The sequence below is a fragment of the Halopseudomonas oceani genome (assembly GCF_002903165.1).
Classification (GTDB): Bacteria; Pseudomonadota; Gammaproteobacteria; order Pseudomonadales; family Pseudomonadaceae; genus Halopseudomonas; species Halopseudomonas oceani.
This window is the reverse complement of the sequence record NZ_PPSK01000002.1, coordinates 45,010-61,527: the sequence shown is the minus strand read 5'-3', so window position 1 is coordinate 61,527 and position 16,518 is coordinate 45,010. Positions and strand designations below refer to the sequence as shown.

At 61.4% G+C, this 16,518-nt stretch carries 14 protein-coding genes and 1 pseudogene; 4 read left to right on the top strand and 11 right to left on the bottom strand.

Annotated elements, in window-relative coordinates; translation table 11 throughout:
• Window positions 1-59: 59 nt before the first annotated feature.
• The 5 genes from C1949_RS02500 to C1949_RS02480 form a co-directional block, all read right to left on the bottom strand.
• Window positions 60-2,108 carry a flotillin family protein gene (locus tag C1949_RS02500; protein WP_104736908.1) on the bottom strand — a complete coding sequence of 683 codons (2,049 nt, stop codon included), beginning with the start codon at window positions 2,106-2,108 and terminating at the stop codon, window positions 60-62.
• Window positions 2,109-2,162: 54 nt separating this feature from the next.
• Complete coding sequence (locus tag C1949_RS02495; protein ID WP_104736907.1) at window positions 2,163-2,804, bottom strand: hypothetical protein; 642 nt, start codon at window positions 2,802-2,804, stop codon at window positions 2,163-2,165.
• Window positions 2,805-2,835: 31 nt separating this feature from the next.
• Window positions 2,836-3,531 carry a PspA/IM30 family protein gene (locus tag C1949_RS02490; RefSeq protein WP_104736906.1) on the bottom strand — a complete coding sequence of 232 codons (696 nt, stop codon included), beginning with the start codon at window positions 3,529-3,531 and terminating at the stop codon, window positions 2,836-2,838.
• 14 nt (window positions 3,532-3,545) lie between these two features.
• The gene (gene bacA, locus C1949_RS02485; RefSeq protein WP_104736905.1) at window positions 3,546-4,166 is read right to left on the bottom strand and encodes a biofilm formation regulator BacA; all 621 of its coding nucleotides are present in this window, start codon (window positions 4,164-4,166) and stop codon (window positions 3,546-3,548) included.
• A gap of 240 nt (window positions 4,167-4,406) precedes the next feature.
• Window positions 4,407-4,904, bottom strand: coding sequence for an MgtC/SapB family protein (locus C1949_RS02480; RefSeq protein WP_211287060.1), 498 nt, complete (start codon window positions 4,902-4,904; stop codon window positions 4,407-4,409).
• Between C1949_RS02480 and C1949_RS19805 the strand changes: the two are divergent.
• A pseudogene (locus C1949_RS19805) lies at window positions 4,862-5,251 on the top strand (PAS domain-containing protein); the annotation flags it as partial. The gene C1949_RS02480 and the pseudogene C1949_RS19805 sit on opposite strands and share 43 nt — an antisense overlap.
• A gap of 51 nt (window positions 5,252-5,302) precedes the next feature.
• Entirely contained in the window at window positions 5,303-6,358 is a 1,056-nt protein-coding gene (locus C1949_RS02475) for a sensor domain-containing diguanylate cyclase (RefSeq protein WP_229744482.1), read from the top strand.
• A gap of 2 nt (window positions 6,359-6,360) precedes the next feature.
• On the opposite strand, the gene C1949_RS02470 is transcribed toward C1949_RS02475, so the two are convergent.
• Window positions 6,361-7,272, bottom strand: coding sequence for a DUF808 domain-containing protein (locus C1949_RS02470; RefSeq protein ID WP_104736903.1), 912 nt, complete (start codon window positions 7,270-7,272; stop codon window positions 6,361-6,363).
• A 163-nt stretch (window positions 7,273-7,435) separates the two neighbouring features.
• Here C1949_RS02470 and C1949_RS19725 point away from each other — a divergent pair, with 163 nt between their 5' ends.
• Window positions 7,436-8,752 carry a methyl-accepting chemotaxis protein gene (locus C1949_RS19725; RefSeq protein ID WP_104737190.1) on the top strand — a complete coding sequence of 439 codons (1,317 nt, stop codon included), beginning with the start codon at window positions 7,436-7,438 and terminating at the stop codon, window positions 8,750-8,752.
• A gap of 65 nt (window positions 8,753-8,817) precedes the next feature.
• Complete coding sequence (locus C1949_RS02460) at window positions 8,818-10,014, top strand: CaiB/BaiF CoA transferase family protein (RefSeq protein ID WP_104736902.1); 1,197 nt, start codon at window positions 8,818-8,820, stop codon at window positions 10,012-10,014.
• A gap of 421 nt (window positions 10,015-10,435) precedes the next feature.
• Here C1949_RS02460 and C1949_RS02455 read toward each other — a convergent pair whose 3' ends face one another.
• The 5 genes from C1949_RS02455 to C1949_RS02435 all read right to left on the bottom strand — a co-directional run bounded on the left by C1949_RS02455 (window position 10,436) and on the right by C1949_RS02435 (window position 16,517).
• Window positions 10,436-11,641 (bottom strand): pyridoxal phosphate-dependent aminotransferase, encoded by a 1,206-nt coding sequence (locus tag C1949_RS02455; protein WP_104736901.1) that lies wholly within the window; start codon window positions 11,639-11,641, stop codon window positions 10,436-10,438.
• Between the two features lie 4 nt (window positions 11,642-11,645).
• Window positions 11,646-13,064 (bottom strand): amidase, encoded by a 1,419-nt coding sequence (locus C1949_RS02450; RefSeq protein WP_104736900.1) that lies wholly within the window; start codon window positions 13,062-13,064, stop codon window positions 11,646-11,648.
• Window positions 13,065-13,101: 37 nt separating this feature from the next.
• Complete coding sequence (locus tag C1949_RS02445) at window positions 13,102-14,049, bottom strand: D-2-hydroxyacid dehydrogenase (protein ID WP_104736899.1); 948 nt, start codon at window positions 14,047-14,049, stop codon at window positions 13,102-13,104.
• On the bottom strand, window positions 14,046-15,299 hold the full coding sequence (locus C1949_RS02440) for an aspartate aminotransferase family protein (protein ID WP_104736898.1): 1,254 nt from the start codon (window positions 15,297-15,299) through the stop codon (window positions 14,046-14,048). Before C1949_RS02440 ends, C1949_RS02445 begins: the two co-directional genes overlap by 4 nt.
• Window positions 15,300-15,386: 87 nt before the next feature.
• Entirely contained in the window at window positions 15,387-16,517 is a 1,131-nt protein-coding gene (locus C1949_RS02435; RefSeq protein ID WP_104736897.1) for an isocitrate/isopropylmalate dehydrogenase family protein, read from the bottom strand.
• Window position 16,518 lies beyond the last annotated feature (1 nt).

The following is a 16,518-nucleotide window of genomic DNA, read 5'->3' as shown; positions in this document are numbered from 1 at the left end:
CGAATTTGCTAAGCAATGCGACACCCCGGCCGCGCCGGGGCGTCAAGCGAAAGAGCCTGTCAGGCTTCAGCGTCGCCTTTGTTGGCCACGTTCGGCATGTCACCAGTGCCGCGCCCGGCCAGCAGCCGCTGCAGCACATCCTGAACGACCGGACTCTTGCCGACCACACCCTCAATCGCTTTACCAACCGACAGCGACTTGGCGAAGGAATTGAAGAAGTCACCCTCACCGCCGACGATTTCAATGTTGGCCTTGGCGAGCGCAGTAGAGAGGACTTCCGCCTGATCCCGGGCGATGTCCTTGTTGGCAGCAATAGCCGCCATTGCTTCCTCAAAGCTCTTCTCAAGCTGCATACGGAATTCTTCGTGCTGACGTGCGTCGTCGCTGAGCTCACCCAAAGCGGAGAACTTCTTGCCCAGACCCTCGGCCTCGGCGTTCAGGCGCTCCAGCAGCACTTCGGCCTCGACCAGTCCCAGGTCCTTGGCGGCACGCGCCTTGGCCACACCCAACTGCTCTTCCCCGCGAGCCTGCGCGGTCAGTTTTTCTTCCAGCACCTTAGCTTCAGCCAGACCTTCCTTCTCGCGAGCAGCTGCCTGCGCCTCAATCACCCGAGCCTGCGCCAGCCCCTGCTCCTGCTCACCTTTGGCTTGCGCGATCAGCTGTTCGGACTGAATGTGCGCCTCGGCCAGGCCTTCCTTCTCTTTCGCTGCAGCGGTAACTTCACGGACACGGGCAGCAGCCAGACCGTCGGCGGCGGCTTCAGCCTGAGTACCCTCAGCGCGTTTTTTCGCTGCCTCAGACATTTTGGCTGCAGCCTCGAGTTCGGCCTGAGCCAGGTTGTTCATCTCCACAGCCTTATGCCGCGACTTGGTTTCGTCCGCCTCGGCCTGCTTGACCTGACGCACCAGCTCCTGCTCGGCCTCGGCCTGCGCATTAAGCACCTGCACTTGTTTCTGGCGATCGGCTTCGGCGACCTCGCGTACTTCCTTGATGCGCTCTTCTTCCTGCGCCACGGTTTTCTCGACCGCGACCCGCTCGCGGATTACGCCAGCGATATTCTTGCGCTCTTCCTCCAGCGCCTTTTCCTTTTCGATGCGCTGCAGCTCAACTTCACGCTCGCGGGCTACCACTTCCAGATCACGGGCACGGGTGACCTTTTCGACCTCGATCACCACCGCGCGCTGGCGATTCTGCTGAGCCACTTCGACTTCCCGGTGATGGTTTTCGCTACGGATATCCAGATCCTGCTGGGTCTGGATGCGGGCCTGCTCGGCCTTCAGGCGCTCTTCTTCCTGCACCTTGATGGTCTCCGCCTGCTCGCGCGCGCGGATGGTTTCAATTTCACGCTCTTGACGGGCCTCGGCGTCAGCCTGCTGGCGCTCAAGGGCCAAAGTCGCCTCACGCGTCTCGACATTCTTCTTCATGATCGCTAGCTCTTCGTTACGCTCCAGCTCGTTGGTGATCACGTTCTGGGTCGCCGTCAGCTCGGTAATCTTGCGAATACCCTGGGCATCAAGAATGTTGGTAGGGTCCAGCGAGACGCGCGGCGTTTGCTCAAGATAGTCAATCGCCACATCTTCCAGCACGTAGCCGTTCAGATCGTTACCGATGACCTCTATGATGCGGTCACGGAAATTCTGACGTTCCTCGAACAGGCTGACGAAGTCGAACTTCTTGCCGACGGTCTTGAGCGCTTCGGAGAACTTGGCATTGAACAGTTCATTGACCGCCGTGCGATCGGACGCACGATCAACGCCAATCGCCTTCGCTACCTTGAGCACATCCTGCTGGGTCTCATTGACTCGCAGGTAGAAGGCAACGGTGATATCAGCCCGCAGGTTATCCTGACAGATCAGGCCGTCCTTGCCGCGCCGGTCCACTTCCAGCGTCAACAGGGAGATTTTCATGAACTCTTTCTTGTAGATCACCGGATAAACCAGCGCCCCGGTGAAATGCACCTTCGGGGTGGAGCTCATGTCGTTCACGATCAAGGCCGTGCCCTGGGGCACCTTGATGTAGAACGCATTGAACAGTACAAAAAAACCGACGATCAGCAAAAAGACGATGCCAACCCCGATCAGGAAGGGCATTACCATGGACATACTCATTACGCTCAAACTCCTTTGCAGGACGACACAGCACCCGAACAGTGCCGCCTCGCACTATTTCCCGTTAAATTCGTCTTCACCGATAACCCGATAGGCGTGCTCCGCCTCCAGGTATTCCAGCAGGACCAGTCGGTCACCGCGCTTGAACCCCAGCGCCGGGTCCGCTCGCACACGCAGGATCAAGCCTGCACCGCCGTCTTCCATCACCGCCTCGCCCAGCCGATCACTGACCAGAGGCGATCTCACCACCACGACCTGGCCGAGCAGCGAGCGCGTGGTTGAGCCCAGCGCCTTGCGAAACAGCGGCCGCAACGGCGCCACCACCAGCCGGGTGACGGGCACGGCTACCGCCAGCGCCAGCACGATGACCACCATCCCCAGGGGATAACGCAGCAAGCCCAGCGGCAGCCAGCCCAGCAACAACAGCTGCGTGAAGTAACTGGCCAGCCAGGCAAAGAACACCAGCACCGTCAGCACCAGGGTGACCGGGACGTCATGCAGCCCCAGCTTCATCAGCAGACCGCCGAGGCCTTCGGCATTGGACGGGTCGTCCATGCCGCCGTCACCGCCGGCATCCAGCACGTCAACATCCAGCGCACCCAGCGCCACCGTCAGCCAATACAGCATGGCCACGCACAGCATGAAGCTGAAAACCACCACCGGAAACGTCAGCGACGTCTGAAAGAAAAGCTCCATCCCGATCCCCTTCCCTGACCGCTCAAAGCACCTAACTATCAGAGCGCTGCTTCAGACGCTCCAGCACACTGTCTGCGCTGCCGGAAGCCGGCGTAATGCCCGCCGCTCGCAATTTCTCTTCCAGCGCCTGGTCGGGGCTGCCCTCAACCGCCAGCTCGGCTGCGGCCTCCATACGGGCGCCACGCTCCGCCTGTTTCTGCTTGATGCGTTCTAGCGACTCAAGTGCCGTGTGCATCTTGGCCTGTGAGCCGCCGTAACGCTGGGACACCGCAAGCTGTGCTTTCTGCACGCTTTCAGTAGCCTTGACCACATCAACCTGCTGCTTCAGTCGCTTGATATTGCCCTCGGCCTGCTGCACGGCCTGACGCAGGTTCGCCACGCTGGTCGCGTAGGCCTCAGCCTGCTCGGATTCCAGTCGCGCCTCGTTTTCCAGGCCGGCAATTTTTTCGGCAACCTCTCGGGCCAGCGCCTCGTTGCCCGACTCAAGCGCCTTCAGGGCGTACTGCTCATACTCGGCAATACGCGCCGATACCTTGCTAAGCTTGTCGGCAGCCAGCTTCTGCTTGGCCATGATATTGGCCAGCGCTTCGCGAGAACGATGCAGCTCAGCATCGGCATCACGAATTTCCTGATCGAGGATACGCAGGGCCTGGCTATCGACCAGCGCCTCGCCTGCTTCCTGAGCACCGCCCCGCATCGCAGTCAGCAATTTGCTCCACACGTTCATCAGCTTTCTCCTTGTCAGGCTGGCATCGCCAGATGATTCTCATAGGCTTCGGTAGCCTTGATCACGTTGTCCGCCAGCAGCTCGATCTCGAACACCACATCAGACAGTGCCGAGCCAGAGCTCAAGGCACCGAACATGGTGTAGCAATCGGTACCATCAGCCAGACGCTCAAGGCCGATACTCGACAGCGGGAACAGCTTGTGGGTGCGCAGCACCTCTTCATTGAAGGCTGGCAGATCACGCACATCCGACGTCGGCCACAGTAACGCCTCAACAATCACTTGCTCGCCAAATACCGCGATAAAAAGCGGCAGATCGCCATACTCATGCATGGTGACGTGCAGACTGGCGTCGCTACCGTCGATTAACTCGACGCTCGCTCGCGTGCCCTGAAACAGCTCCGTGCCACTCAACGCCTTGTGCAACGCTGTGGCAGTCCAAACCTGCTGCATGCTCATGTCTATCTCCTTCTCCATTGAGTCCAGCTGGGCCATCGGCTGGCGCAGCTTGCGTTCTACTGCCATGAGCGCAGAGGCATGCTCGGGCAATATCCAGACTTCTTTCTTGACCAACCCCTGCTCACGCAGGCGCTGGCGATAAAGTCGCTGATAATAAGCAGATGATTTCTTTTCCATGAAGCGAGACTAGACCATCACATGTAACAAAGCAATTAATTACATGTGATGTTTTTGTGCGTGTTTTCAGGACAGCATCAAGCGCAGCGCCAGCAGGCGATAAAAGCAGAGGGATCAAGATGAGGCAGGCCTTCCAGGCAACATGAGAGGAGGCGCAATCCGTGCACCGGCTATTTAACTACAGCAACCCGCGTTGCGTCAGGCTAAGAAAAGACAACTCGCGCACAGTTCGGCGCTTTGTCAGGAAGGCGATTGCGGATAGCGAAACAGCATCGGCACCAGATGCAGAATAACCAGCGCCAAGCCCGCGCAGAGCAGCCCCGTCGCCTGATGACCCAAACCGATAGTCACGCCGATGGCAGCGGTCAACCAGATACCAGCCGCGGTCGTCAGCCCCTTGACCTGATTGCTCGCATCACCCTTGAGAATAGTGCCCGCCCCCAAAAAACCAACACCGGCAATAACCCCCTGAACAACCCGACTCATGGCATCGCCCAACGCCCCGCCGACATCCGGAACCAGCACAAACAGCGCCGCGCCCAGACAGACCAGCATATGGGTACGCACGCCAGCGGCCTTGCCCTGCCGCTCGCGCTCCAGACCGAGCAGACCACCCAGCAGCGCTGCCAACATCAGCCGCAGCGTGACACGAGTGCCCTGCTCCACATCCGTGAGATCAGAAAACTCGTCAGCCAATGTATCGCCGACGATGCTCATTATCCGCTCCAACTCAAGCATGGCGCCCTCCTGCACTCCTGTGTAACTGTGAGTCGCTGCCGCACCAGTGGTTCAGTCAGCAGCGGATTGTCGGTATTCACTGGCTTGCCACTCCAGCCACGTTATACTGCGACAAAGACCGCTCACCTGATGACCCGATGCCCCTTGCGCTAACCGCCATAGCCCTGTTTGCACTACTGTTTGCTTGCGTCGCCGTGTGGCATAGCAGGCGACAGGCAGCCACCTTCAAGGCATTGCTCAAGGTATCGCCTAACGGGCTCCTCATACTGGACCGCCAGCTGCACATCCGCTGGCACAATCCCGCCGCAGCTCGCATGCTTGGCCTCCCCGATCAGCCCCTGCCGCGGAATACTCCCATAACGCATTGGCTACCCATGCTCACAGCGCTGCCGCCCCCCATGCAGCGTGTAGAAACCCTGCTAGACAACGGTCAGCAGAAACTGCAGCAGGAACTTACGCGGCTGGCCGACATCGGGAACCAGCACGTTCTATTGCTGCACCCTGAGCAGGCAATGCAAGCTAGCGGCGAATCAATGGAACGCTTCAAGCGCAGCCAGTATTTCGCACGGATCGGCACCTGGGACTGGGATATTGATACCGACCGCCTGTACTGGTCAGAAGCCATCTACGGCATGTTTGGTTATCAACCGGGAGAGGTGACGCCGTCCTACAGCCTGTTCTGTAACAGCGTGCACCCGGACGACCGGGAGCGAGTCAGGGCAGGCGAACTGAATTGCATCGAAACCGGCGAGAATCACGACGAGGAATACCGCGTCATCTGGCCCGACGGCAGCGTGCACTGGGTGCGGGAGACCGGTAACGTGGTGAAAAACGAACAGGGTCAGCCGGTCAAGATGATGGGCGTCGTTCGGGATATCACCGAAGAAAAACATTCGACTCGGGAGCTGGAGCAACGCGCTCACCAAGACCCGCTGACCGGCCTACCCAACCGCCTGATGCTTGAGCAGCGGCTGGAGGCCTCTCTGGGACTGGCCAGAACGCAGCAAACGCGGCTGGCACTGGTATTTATCGACCTTAATAACTTCAAGGCGATTAACGACCAACACGGTCATGCAACGGGTGACGAAGTACTGCTGGAGGTTGCCAAACGTCTGCGCAGCGCCGTTCGCAGCTCGGACATGGTTGCCAGGCTGGGAGGCGATGAATTCGTGGTACTGCTGGAGGGACTATCGCGCCACACCAAGGTCAGCGACGAAGCGCATCAGATCTGCGAAAAGCTGTTTGCCAGCCTCACGCCAGCCATGACACTGCAGGGGCGCGACTACCGGGTCGGCAGCAGCCTCGGTATCGCCATGTTCCCAGACCACGCCGCCACCATGGACAAGCTGATCCATGCGGCCGACCTGGCCATGTATGCGGCAAAACGCAGCGGCAACAACCAATATCGACTGGGTGAAGACCTGACTACCCACGCCCACCTGCTGCAAAGCTGATCTCAGCCGCGCAACCGTCCAATCAGGGTGAACGCACCCACCAGCACTGCGCCAACAACGATCCCAAACCCGGCGTTGAGCAGCGTCGGTATTATCCCGTCCAGCAGCATTCCCAGATACGGCAGTTCACCCAACCGTTCCGCGCTGCTCTCGATCCAGTGATGGACCACCGATAAGCCGTGCGCCAGGATGCCGCCGCCAACCATGAACATCGCTGCCGTTCCAACCACAGACAGCGTCTTCATCAGCCAAGGTGCAGCCCTGAGGATGCCCTGCCCCAGCCGTTGCAGCAGTGGGCTATCCTTGCGCGTCAGAGCAAGGCCACCGTCATCCAGTTTGACGATGCCGGCAACCAGACCATAAACACCGATGGTTATGACAATCGCAATCCCCGACAGCACCACCAACTGACGGATCAGATCGGCTTCCGCCACCGTACCCAGAGTAATCGCAATAATCTCGGCCGACAGGACAAAATCCGTTCTGATTGCCCCCGCAATTTTGGCCTTCTCAAACGCAACCACATCCACGCTCTCATCCTGCAGGACTTCAAGCGATTGCTTGTGCTCTGCCGCTGTGTCGTGAAGAAAACGATGCGCCAGCTTTTCTGCGCCCTCATAACAGAGGAAGGCACCGCCCAGCATCAGCAACGGCGTAATAGCCCAGGGTGCGACCGCGCTGATCAGCAGCGCAGCCGGGACCAAAATGAGTTTGTTGCGAAACGATCCCTTGGCCACCGCCCACACCACCGGCAGCTCCCGCTCAGCCCGAACACCGGTAACCTGTTGGGCGTTAAGCGCCAGATCATCACCCAAAACACCGGCCGTCTTCTTGGCCGCAACCTTGCCCATAACCGAAACATCATCCAGCACCGACGCAATATCGTCGAGCAGTACAAGCAAACTGGTAGCCAAGTCATCCTCCTGATCAATCCCATATCGTACGCCGATCATAGACCCTGTCGGCGAAAAAAAATCTGACCCAATGCGGCCCTGCCGACTCAAGTCCAGAGCCCGTAGGCCGATGCAGCTATATCCTGCATTCATCTGCCCCTATCCGCGCTACCAAGAGGTTGTCATGTTCGGAGCACGCATTAAATCAGAGCTTCAACAGAACAAGCAGTTACTCGCAACCCAATCACACATTCTCAGCGCCATACGCGAGAATCTGGCCTGGATCGAGTTCACTCCACAAGGTGAAATACTCGACGCCAATGCAGCGTTCCTGAATGTGGTCGGCTATCAACTGGCTGATATCCGTGGACAGAAGCACAGCCTGTTCTGCCCGTCAGAGCAGGTCAACAGCGTCGACTACCGACGCTTCTGGCAACGCCTGGCAAGCGGTGAAAGTTTCAGCGACCGTTTTGCCAGAATTGCCAAAGACGGTCGCAAGATCTGGCTGGAAGCCTGTTATATCCCTATCCTCAGCGAAGGCGGCAGCGTGTCTCGGGTGCTCAAACTAGCCTTCGACATCACCCGTGAAGTGCTGGCAGAGCAACAGCACCAAAGCCTACTGAACGCCATCAACCGCTCGATGGCTGTGATTGAATTCAGCCTGGACGGCGAGATCGTGACCGCCAATGAGAACTTCCTGCACACCATGGGCTACCGCCTTGACGAAATAAAAGGCAAGCATCACCGGGTCTTCTGCAGCCCTGAAACCGCCGCCAGCGCCGGCTATCAACAGGCCTGGCAAAAACTGAACAAGGGCGAATTCCTTTCCGACCTATTCCAGCGAGTTACCCGCAGCGGCCAGACCGTCTGGTTGCGAGCCACATACAACCCGCTCTATGACGCCGACGGCAAACTCTATGGGGTAGTCAAGTTCGCCAGCGACATCACCGCCCAAGTCGAGCGGCGCAACGCCGAATCTGCCGCAGCCCAGCTCGCCTTCGAGATCGCCGCAGAAACAGATGAAAGCGCCCGCACCGGCGCCGCGACGGTAGAGGAAGCGGTTGACGTAGTCCGCTCCATTGCCGACGAACTGGACAGTGTCTCCGGGCACATCAACGCACTGAACAGCCAGTCAGAGCAGATTAACAGCATCGTGCAGGTAATCCGCGGCATCGCTGACCAGACCAACCTGCTGGCCCTGAACGCTGCCATTGAGGCGGCCCGCGCCGGCGAGCAGGGTCGCGGTTTCGCCGTGGTCGCCGATGAAGTTCGCAACCTAGCTGCCCGCACGGCTCAGGCGACACTGGAGATCAACGAGGTGGTGCAGCAGAACATGGAGCTGGCGCATCGCGCTGTCGACGGCATGGCCGGCAGCCGCAGCAAGTCGGAACAGGGCGTGGTGCTGGCCAACCGGGCCGGCGAGGTGATGCTGGAGATCCGCGACGAGGCGCAGCGGGTAGTCGATGCCATCGGCCAGTTTGCAGAGGCGATCAAGCACTGAGCAGCGTTCCGTGGCCGCCGCCTTTGTCCTACACTGGCGGCCCAACCAGCGCACCCGGAGCCCGCATGAATGCTGCCAAACCCCTCGCCGGCCTCAAGGTCATCGAACTCGGTACACTGATCGCCGGCCCCTTTGCCGCGCGCATCTGTGCCGAGTTCGGCGCCGAGGTCATCAAGGTCGAGTCGCCCAACGGCGGTGATCCGCTGCGCAAGTGGCGCAAGCTCTACGAGGGCACCTCGCTGTGGTGGTTTGTGCAGGCCCGCAACAAGCAATCGCTGACCCTCAACCTGAAAGATCCAGAAGCCATCGACGTGCTCAAGCAATTGCTCGGCGATGCCGACATCCTGATCGAGAACTTTCGCCCCGGCACACTGGAAAAACTCGGGCTGGACTGGGATACCCTGCACGCGCTCAACCCGGGGCTGGTCATGGTACGGCTGTCCGGCTTTGGTCAGACTGGCCCGCAAAAGGACCAGCCCGGATTTGGCGCCGTCGGCGAATCCATGGGCGGGCTGCGTTATATCACCGGTTTCGAGGACCGCCCGCCGGTGCGTACCGGTATTTCCATCGGTGACTCCATCGCCGCGCTCTGGGGCGTGATTGGCGCACTGATGGCGCTGCGGCACCGGGAGGTCAATCAGGGCAAGGGCCAGATCGTCGACGTCGCGCTGTACGAAGCCGTCTTCGCGATGATGGAAAGCATGGTGCCCGAGTTCGACGTGATGGGCTTTGTGCGCGAGCGCACCGGCAACATCATGCCCGGCATCACCCCCTCCTCCATCCACACCTGCAGCGACGGCAAGGCAGTACAGATCGGCGCCAACGGCGATGCCATCTTCCAGCGTTTCATGCGCGCCATTGGCCGTGATGATCTGGCCGACGACCCGACCCTGGCCGACAATGCCGGCCGTGACGCCAGACGCGACGAGCTGTATGCCCTGATTGATCGCTGGGCCGCCAGCCTGCCGCAGGAGCACGTATTGCAGGTGCTGGCGCAGGCCGAAGTTCCCGCCAGTAAAATCTATTCAGCCGCAGACATGCTCAGCGACCCGCAATATCTGGCCCGCGAAATGTTCCTCAGCGCCAACCTGCCGGACGGCAAACCATTCAAGATGCCGGGCATCGTGCCCAAACTGTCCGAGACACCCGGCAGCGCCGAATGGACCGGACCAGCCCTGGGTGAACACACTGACAGCATTCTGCGCCAGCTTGGCTACGACGAGGCACAGATTGCCGAGCTGCGTGGGCGCGGCGCGATTTAGCGGGACATAAGGAGAGGCGCACAACGCACTTGTCGCGCCGTCTGAGTGATCGGACGCAGAGCGTGGGAGCGATCAACAACGGTGAAGTGTGCACGGAATCCAGTCCCGTTTACGCGGGCGAGTAGCGCAGGGCTGACGGGAAAAAGAGCGGCAGCATGTCTGAGGAGCAAAGCGACGAGTTCTGCCGCTACCTGGCCGGCCACCCCCATCCAACCGAACAACGCAGCGAACCCGAAGGGCCGCGTAGTCGGGTGCCCGGGGGGATCGCAAAGGGGGGCCGGGCAAGCGGCCCCCCTTGGCTCGCCGTGAAGGCGAAATGCTGATTCAGTAACAGCGCAGTAAACAATCAACAGTTACTGGCCCACGCCAAAAGAGGTCAGCACGCATGCGTCAGGAAACTCCAGCCTTAAAGGCTTCCTCCCTAATCAAAATCCTGCTTCTCCATCCACGGGATAATCCGCTCGAACGCCTGCTCGATCCGCTCCAGCGAGGTCGAGTAGCTCAGCCGCAAGGCATTGCTGCAGCTGTTGCCGAAGGTCTCGCCGGGAATGGTGCACACCCCGGTTTCCTTCAACAGCCGCAGCGCCACATTGGTGCCGTTCACCCCTTCCGGCAGCGACGGAAACAAATAGAAAGCGCCTTCGGGCTTGTACCCGGTCAGGTGCGGCGTCTGCTCTACCAGCTCCACCAACCGATCCCGGCGCCGGGTGTACTCACTGAGCATCTGCTCGATAAAGGCACCACCACTGCGCAAGGCCGCCACCCCCGCCCACTGGAACGGCGTGTTGGCGACCGTCGTCGTGAACATGTGATAGCGCCGCAACTTCTTGATCGCCGCCTGACTGCCGATCAGCCAGCCGATGCGCATGCCCGCCATGCTGTAGGTCTTGGAAAAGCTGCTGACCACCATGACGTGATCCAGATCGCTGCAGCACGACAGCACCGACGGATACTCACGCCCATCGTAGATCAGGTGGTCATAGACCTCATCGCTGATGACGTGGATACCGCGATACGCCGCCTCCTCCAGAATCGCCTCCAGCGTTTCGCGCGGATACAGCGTGCCGGTTGGGTTACTTGGCGAGTTGAGCACGATGGCATGGGTGTGCGGCTCAATGGCGTCGATCACTTCCTGCGGATCAAGCTGGTGGTTGTTCTCTGCGCGGGTGGTGATTTCGGTCACCTCGCCACCGTTCATGCGAATCAGCGGCGCATAGAGCATGAACGCCGGATCCGGCACGATAAAATGGCGACCAGGTGCTGCCACCGCCGTCAGCGCGAGATAGATCGCCTCAGTCGCGCCAGTGGTGACCATGATGTTATCCGGCGTCAACGGCCGCTGATAGCGCTCGCTGTAATACTCCGCCAACGATTCCAGCAGTTCGGGCATGCCGGCATCCATGGTGTAGCCGGTCTGCCCGGCGCGCAGCGCCTCAATCGACGCTTCAACCACGACGTCCGGCGCCGGCAGATCTGGCTGACCGATAGACAGATGGATGACATCATCCAGACTGGAAGCCAGGTTGACCATCTTGCGAATCCCCGGGATGGGGATGGTCAGCAGTGCCGGATTCCAGATTGGATCCTCGGATTCATACAGATCGATATCGGAGCTTCCCAGTGCCATGGCATCACTCCTTGGCGCCAGCAAACAGCGCTGGCCGACGGTCGGTTAACGGTGCAGCCTGCTGATAGGCGTGGCCTGCGCGCAGCACCAGCGCATCATTGAAGCGCGCGCCCACCAGTTGCAGACCAATGGGCAGCCCCTGGCTGTCAAAGCCGCAGGGTACCGACAGCCCCGGCTGGCCGGTCATGTTGAACGGGTAGGTAAAAGGGGTCCAGGTCGGCCAGCGTGTGCTGGGCCAGTCCTCCGGCACCTCGCGGCCGGTCTTGAAGGCGGTCAGCGGCAGGGTAGGAGTGAGCAGCAGGTCGTACTTCTGATGGAACGCCGCCATACGTTCACGCAGTGCCATCGATTCGTTCATGGCGCCCATGTAATCCAGCATGCTCAAACGGGCCGCTTTCTCCGCTACCTTGACCAGTTCCGGGTCCATCACGGCGCGTTTTTTCGGTCCCAGGTCACGAATGGCATTGGCCGCGCCGCCGTAGAACAGGTGACCGAATGCCGCCAGCGGATCACTGAATCCTGGGTCAACCCGCACCACCTCGGCACCCAGCTCGGCAAACACCCGAGCTGCCTGAGCGACCGCTGCCTCCACTTCGGGGTCGACATCCACGTACCCGAGGTTCGGACTGTAGGCGATTTTTAGCCCTTTCACGCCACCGCTCAGCTCAGCCAGGTAGTCAATACCGCGCCGGGGTACCGCATTGGTATCACGGTGGTCCGCTTCGCAAAGCACATTCATCATCAGGGCACAGTCTTCTACCGTCCAGGTCATCGGACCGGCATGAGCCAGCGTGCCAAAAGGACTGGAGGGCCAGTGCGGCACCTCACCAAACGAGGGTTTGAGGCCAACGATGCCGCAGAAGGCCGATGGAATGCGGATGGAACCACCGGCATCGGTTCCCAGCGCCAGCGGCGCCATGCCCAGCGCCACCGCTACCCCGCTGCCACCGGAGGAGCCGCCCGAGGTCTTCTGCGGGTTCCAGGGGTTGTTGGTAACACCATTAACCGGGTTGTCGGTAACCCCTTTCCAACCCAGTTCAGGCGTTGTGGTCTTGCCGATGGGTACGTAACCGTGGCGCGCCAGCGCTGCAGTGCAGGCGCCGGTCTTGTCCATGGTGCTCTGCGGATCAACGGTATGAGAGCCTTTGAGCGTCGGCCACATCGGCGTGAGGAAAACGTCCTTGACTGCCACCGGAATGCCGTCCAACACGCCCTGCACGCGCCCCTCGACATAACGCTGCTCCGACGCCCGCGCCAGCGCCAGCGTGGTTTCGCGGTCGACCAAACAAAAACCATTGGTGTGGCTGTCGACACGCTCGATCTGGTCGAGCATGGCACTGGCCACCTCGACCGGCGACAGCTGCCGGTTGGAAAAATGCTCACGCAACTGCATCGCCGTCATTGCCAGAATTTCATCGGACATGCTCGTCTCCTCAGTGCCAACGCGCCCTCGCCGAGCGCTACTTCCCCCTGCCAACCCGGTTCAACAGGGGCTCATCGGCCAACCAGCGCTGCAGGTTGGCCAGAAATTGTTCTCCCAGTGCCTGTCGCCAACCGATGAAATCACCGGCCATGTGGGCAGACAACATGACATTAGGCAGTTCCCACAAAGGATGCCCCGCTGGCAGCGGCTCAGGATCAACCACATCCAGCACGGCGGCGCCCAGCTGGCCGGCCTGCAAGGCCGCGACCAGATCATCTGTCACCACGATGGCACCGCGCCCGACGTTGACCAGCAGCGCATCAGCGCGCATGCGCGCCAGCCGATCATGGTTGATCAGGCCGCGCGTGGCGTCGGTCAGCGGTGCGGTAATCACCACAATGTCAGCCTCGGGCAACGCCTTATCCAGTTGTTCACTGGCCAGCACGCGACTGAAGTGTTCGGCGCTGCGGGCGGTCCGGGCGATACCGGTCACCTCGATATCCAGCGCCGACAGCAGCCGCGCCACCTCGCTGCCAATGGACCCGGCGCCGATCACCAGCGCCCGCTGCCGGGCCGCCAGCCGGGTTTCCCGGTGCTGCCAGCGCTGCTGGCGCTGCAAGGCAAGGTTGCCGAAGCTGTCCTTGGTATGCATCAGCACCGCACCCAGCACGTACTCGGCAATGCCCAGATCAAACACGCCGCGCGCGTTGGTCAGCAGCACATCGCTGTCCCAAAGCGCCGGAAACATCAACGCGTCAACGCCAGCACTGGTCGCATGCACCCAACGAATGCGGTGTTCAGCCGGCCAGCAGCGTTCAAGCAGGTCGGTGCGAAAATCCGTCACTACCAGCACATCGGTCTGCGGCAGATAGGTACGCAGATCAGACTCGCTGCTGACCGTGCGCAGCTCTACCGTGGTTGGCAGATCATCCAGCCCCGGCAGCGGCGCTTCGCCGGGCGCAACCAGTACCAGCACGCGGGTCATGCCGCCACCTGCTCTACTGCCCGGGTGAAGCGGGCAACCGCCTCGTCAACTTCCGCACTACTGACCGTCAGCGGCGGCAGCCAGCGAACGATCTGCCCCTCGGTGCCGCAGCGCAGCAGCAGCAACCCCTGCTCCTCCGCCGCGCTGGTCAGCCGGGCGGCCAGATCACCGCGCGGGGTGCGGAAGTCATCGGCAATCTCCATCCCCAGCATCAGCCCCTTGCCGCGCAGGGTGTCGATCATCGGCAGGCGCGCCTGCAGGCCTTGCAGATGCTCGGCCAGCCGCTCACCCTGGCGGGCGGCGTTATCGACCAGCTGCTCACTGTCGATCACCTCCAGCGTCGCCAGCGCCGCCGCACAGGCCACCGCGTTAGCGCCATAGGTGCCGCCCTGCGAACCGGCCAGGCCTTTGCTCATCAGCGCTTCGGAAGCGGCAATGGCCGACAGCGGAAAACCGCTGGCCAGGCCCTTGGCGGTGATCACGATATCCGGGGTGACGTCAAAGTGACTGTGGCTCCAGAACCGTCCGGTGCGGCCATAGCCGGCCTGAATCTCGTCGCAGATCAGCAAAATGCCGTGCTGCCGGCAGCGTTCGGCCAGCCCCTGCATGAACGCCTTGTTGGCCGGGTAATAACCAAATTCGCCCTGCACCGGCTCGATCAGCATGGCGGCGGTGTCGCTGGGCGCAGTGCGGGTTTTCAGAATGTGGTCCAGCTCGCGCAGGGCAAACGCGGTAGCCTCTTCCTCGGTCCAGCCATAGCGATAGGCATGCGGGAAGGGCGACACCTCGACCCCGGCCATCATCGGATGAAAACCGGTACGCACCTTGGTGCCAGAAGTGGTCAGCGAGGCGGCAGCCATGGTACGGCCGTGAAAGCCACCGTCAAACACGATGATGTTGGCCCGTCGGGTGGCCTGGCGGGCCAGTCGCAAGGCCGCCTCAACCGACTCAGAGCCAGAGTTGCTGAACGCCACCGAGTCGATGCCCTCAGGCATACGCTCGGCCAGCGCATCGGTCAGTTCCAGCATCGGCCGATGCGCCACCGTGGTGTACTGGGCATGAATCACGCGGCCGACTTGCGCCTGCGCCGCCGCCACCACGGTCGGATGGCAATGGCCGGTGCTGGTCACACCAATGCCGGAGGTAAAGTCCAGATAGCGGCGGCCGTCGGTATCAACCAGCCAGCTACCTTCGCCGTGATCGACACAGACCTGGCTGGCCTGCTTGAGTAGCGGTGACAAATGGTGCATAGCCATCTCTCCTGTCCTTTCGGCGGGCCGGAGCCCGTGTCTGATCGGCCAGCAGCCCGCAGAGCGAGCTCTGACACGCGAGCGGGATCAGTGCAGCGCGGCAATCACGCCGGCAGTCACATCCCGACAGGTTCGCTGTTGGCCTGCGGTGGTCACCAGATCCTTGGCAACCGCCAGACGCAGCCGTTCAGCAGCCTGTGCGCAGCCCACCCAATCCAGCATCAGTGCTGTGGTGAGCAGCATGGCAGCAGGGTTTGCGAGCCCCTGGCCGGCGATATCCGGCGCGCTGCCATGTGTGGGTTCGAACAGCGCGGGCATCGCCCGGCTGTCCGGATTGATATTGCACGACGGCGCCAGCCCCAGTCCGCCCGACAGCACGGCGGCCAGATCCGTCAGAATGTCTCCATGCAAGTTGCTCGCCACGACCACATCGAAGGTCCACGGGCACTGCACGAACTTCATGCAGGCGGCGTCGACCAGCTCGTGGTGCACGCCTATCTCGGGGAACTCGGCGGCAACCTCGGCAAACACCTCGGTATACAGATCACCCCAATACGGCTGGGCGTTGCGCTTGGTGATCAGGCACACCTGCGCCGCCGCCCGTCCCTTATTCGCGCAGTGGAAGTCGCGACTGCCCTGCCCCCGTGCAGCCAACCGCTCACGGGCACGGGCAAAGCCATGACGAATCAGCCGCTCGGTTGCCCGGCGGGTAAACACTTCCAGCTGGGTCGCCACCTCATCGACGCTGCCGCGGTGCAGCCGGCCGCCCTGATTGACGTACTCGCCTTCACTGTTTTCGCGAATCACCAGCATATCGACCTCAGCGGCGCGGGGGTCAGCCAGATACTGCGGTGCGCCCGGCAACAAGCGCGCCGGCCGCTCGCAGGCCCACAGGTCCAGCCCCTTGCGAAACTGCAGCAGCGGTGCCAGCGAGACGCTGTCGGGCAGGCAGTAGCGTTCGGCATCAGTCAGCGGCCCCGGATCGCCCAATGCGCCCATCAGCAGCGCGTCATAGGCTTGCACCCGGGTCAGGGCATCGGCGGGCATCATCTCGCCGTGCTGGCGGTGCCAGTCGGTCGACGGCCAGTCCAGCCAGTCCCAGGTCAGACCGAGCGGGGTCTGGCGATCAAGCGCGGCAAGCACCTCGGCAGCGGCCGCCATTACCTCCGGGCCGATGCCATCGCCGGGCATCAGGGCGATGCGCCTTGGCTCGGTCATC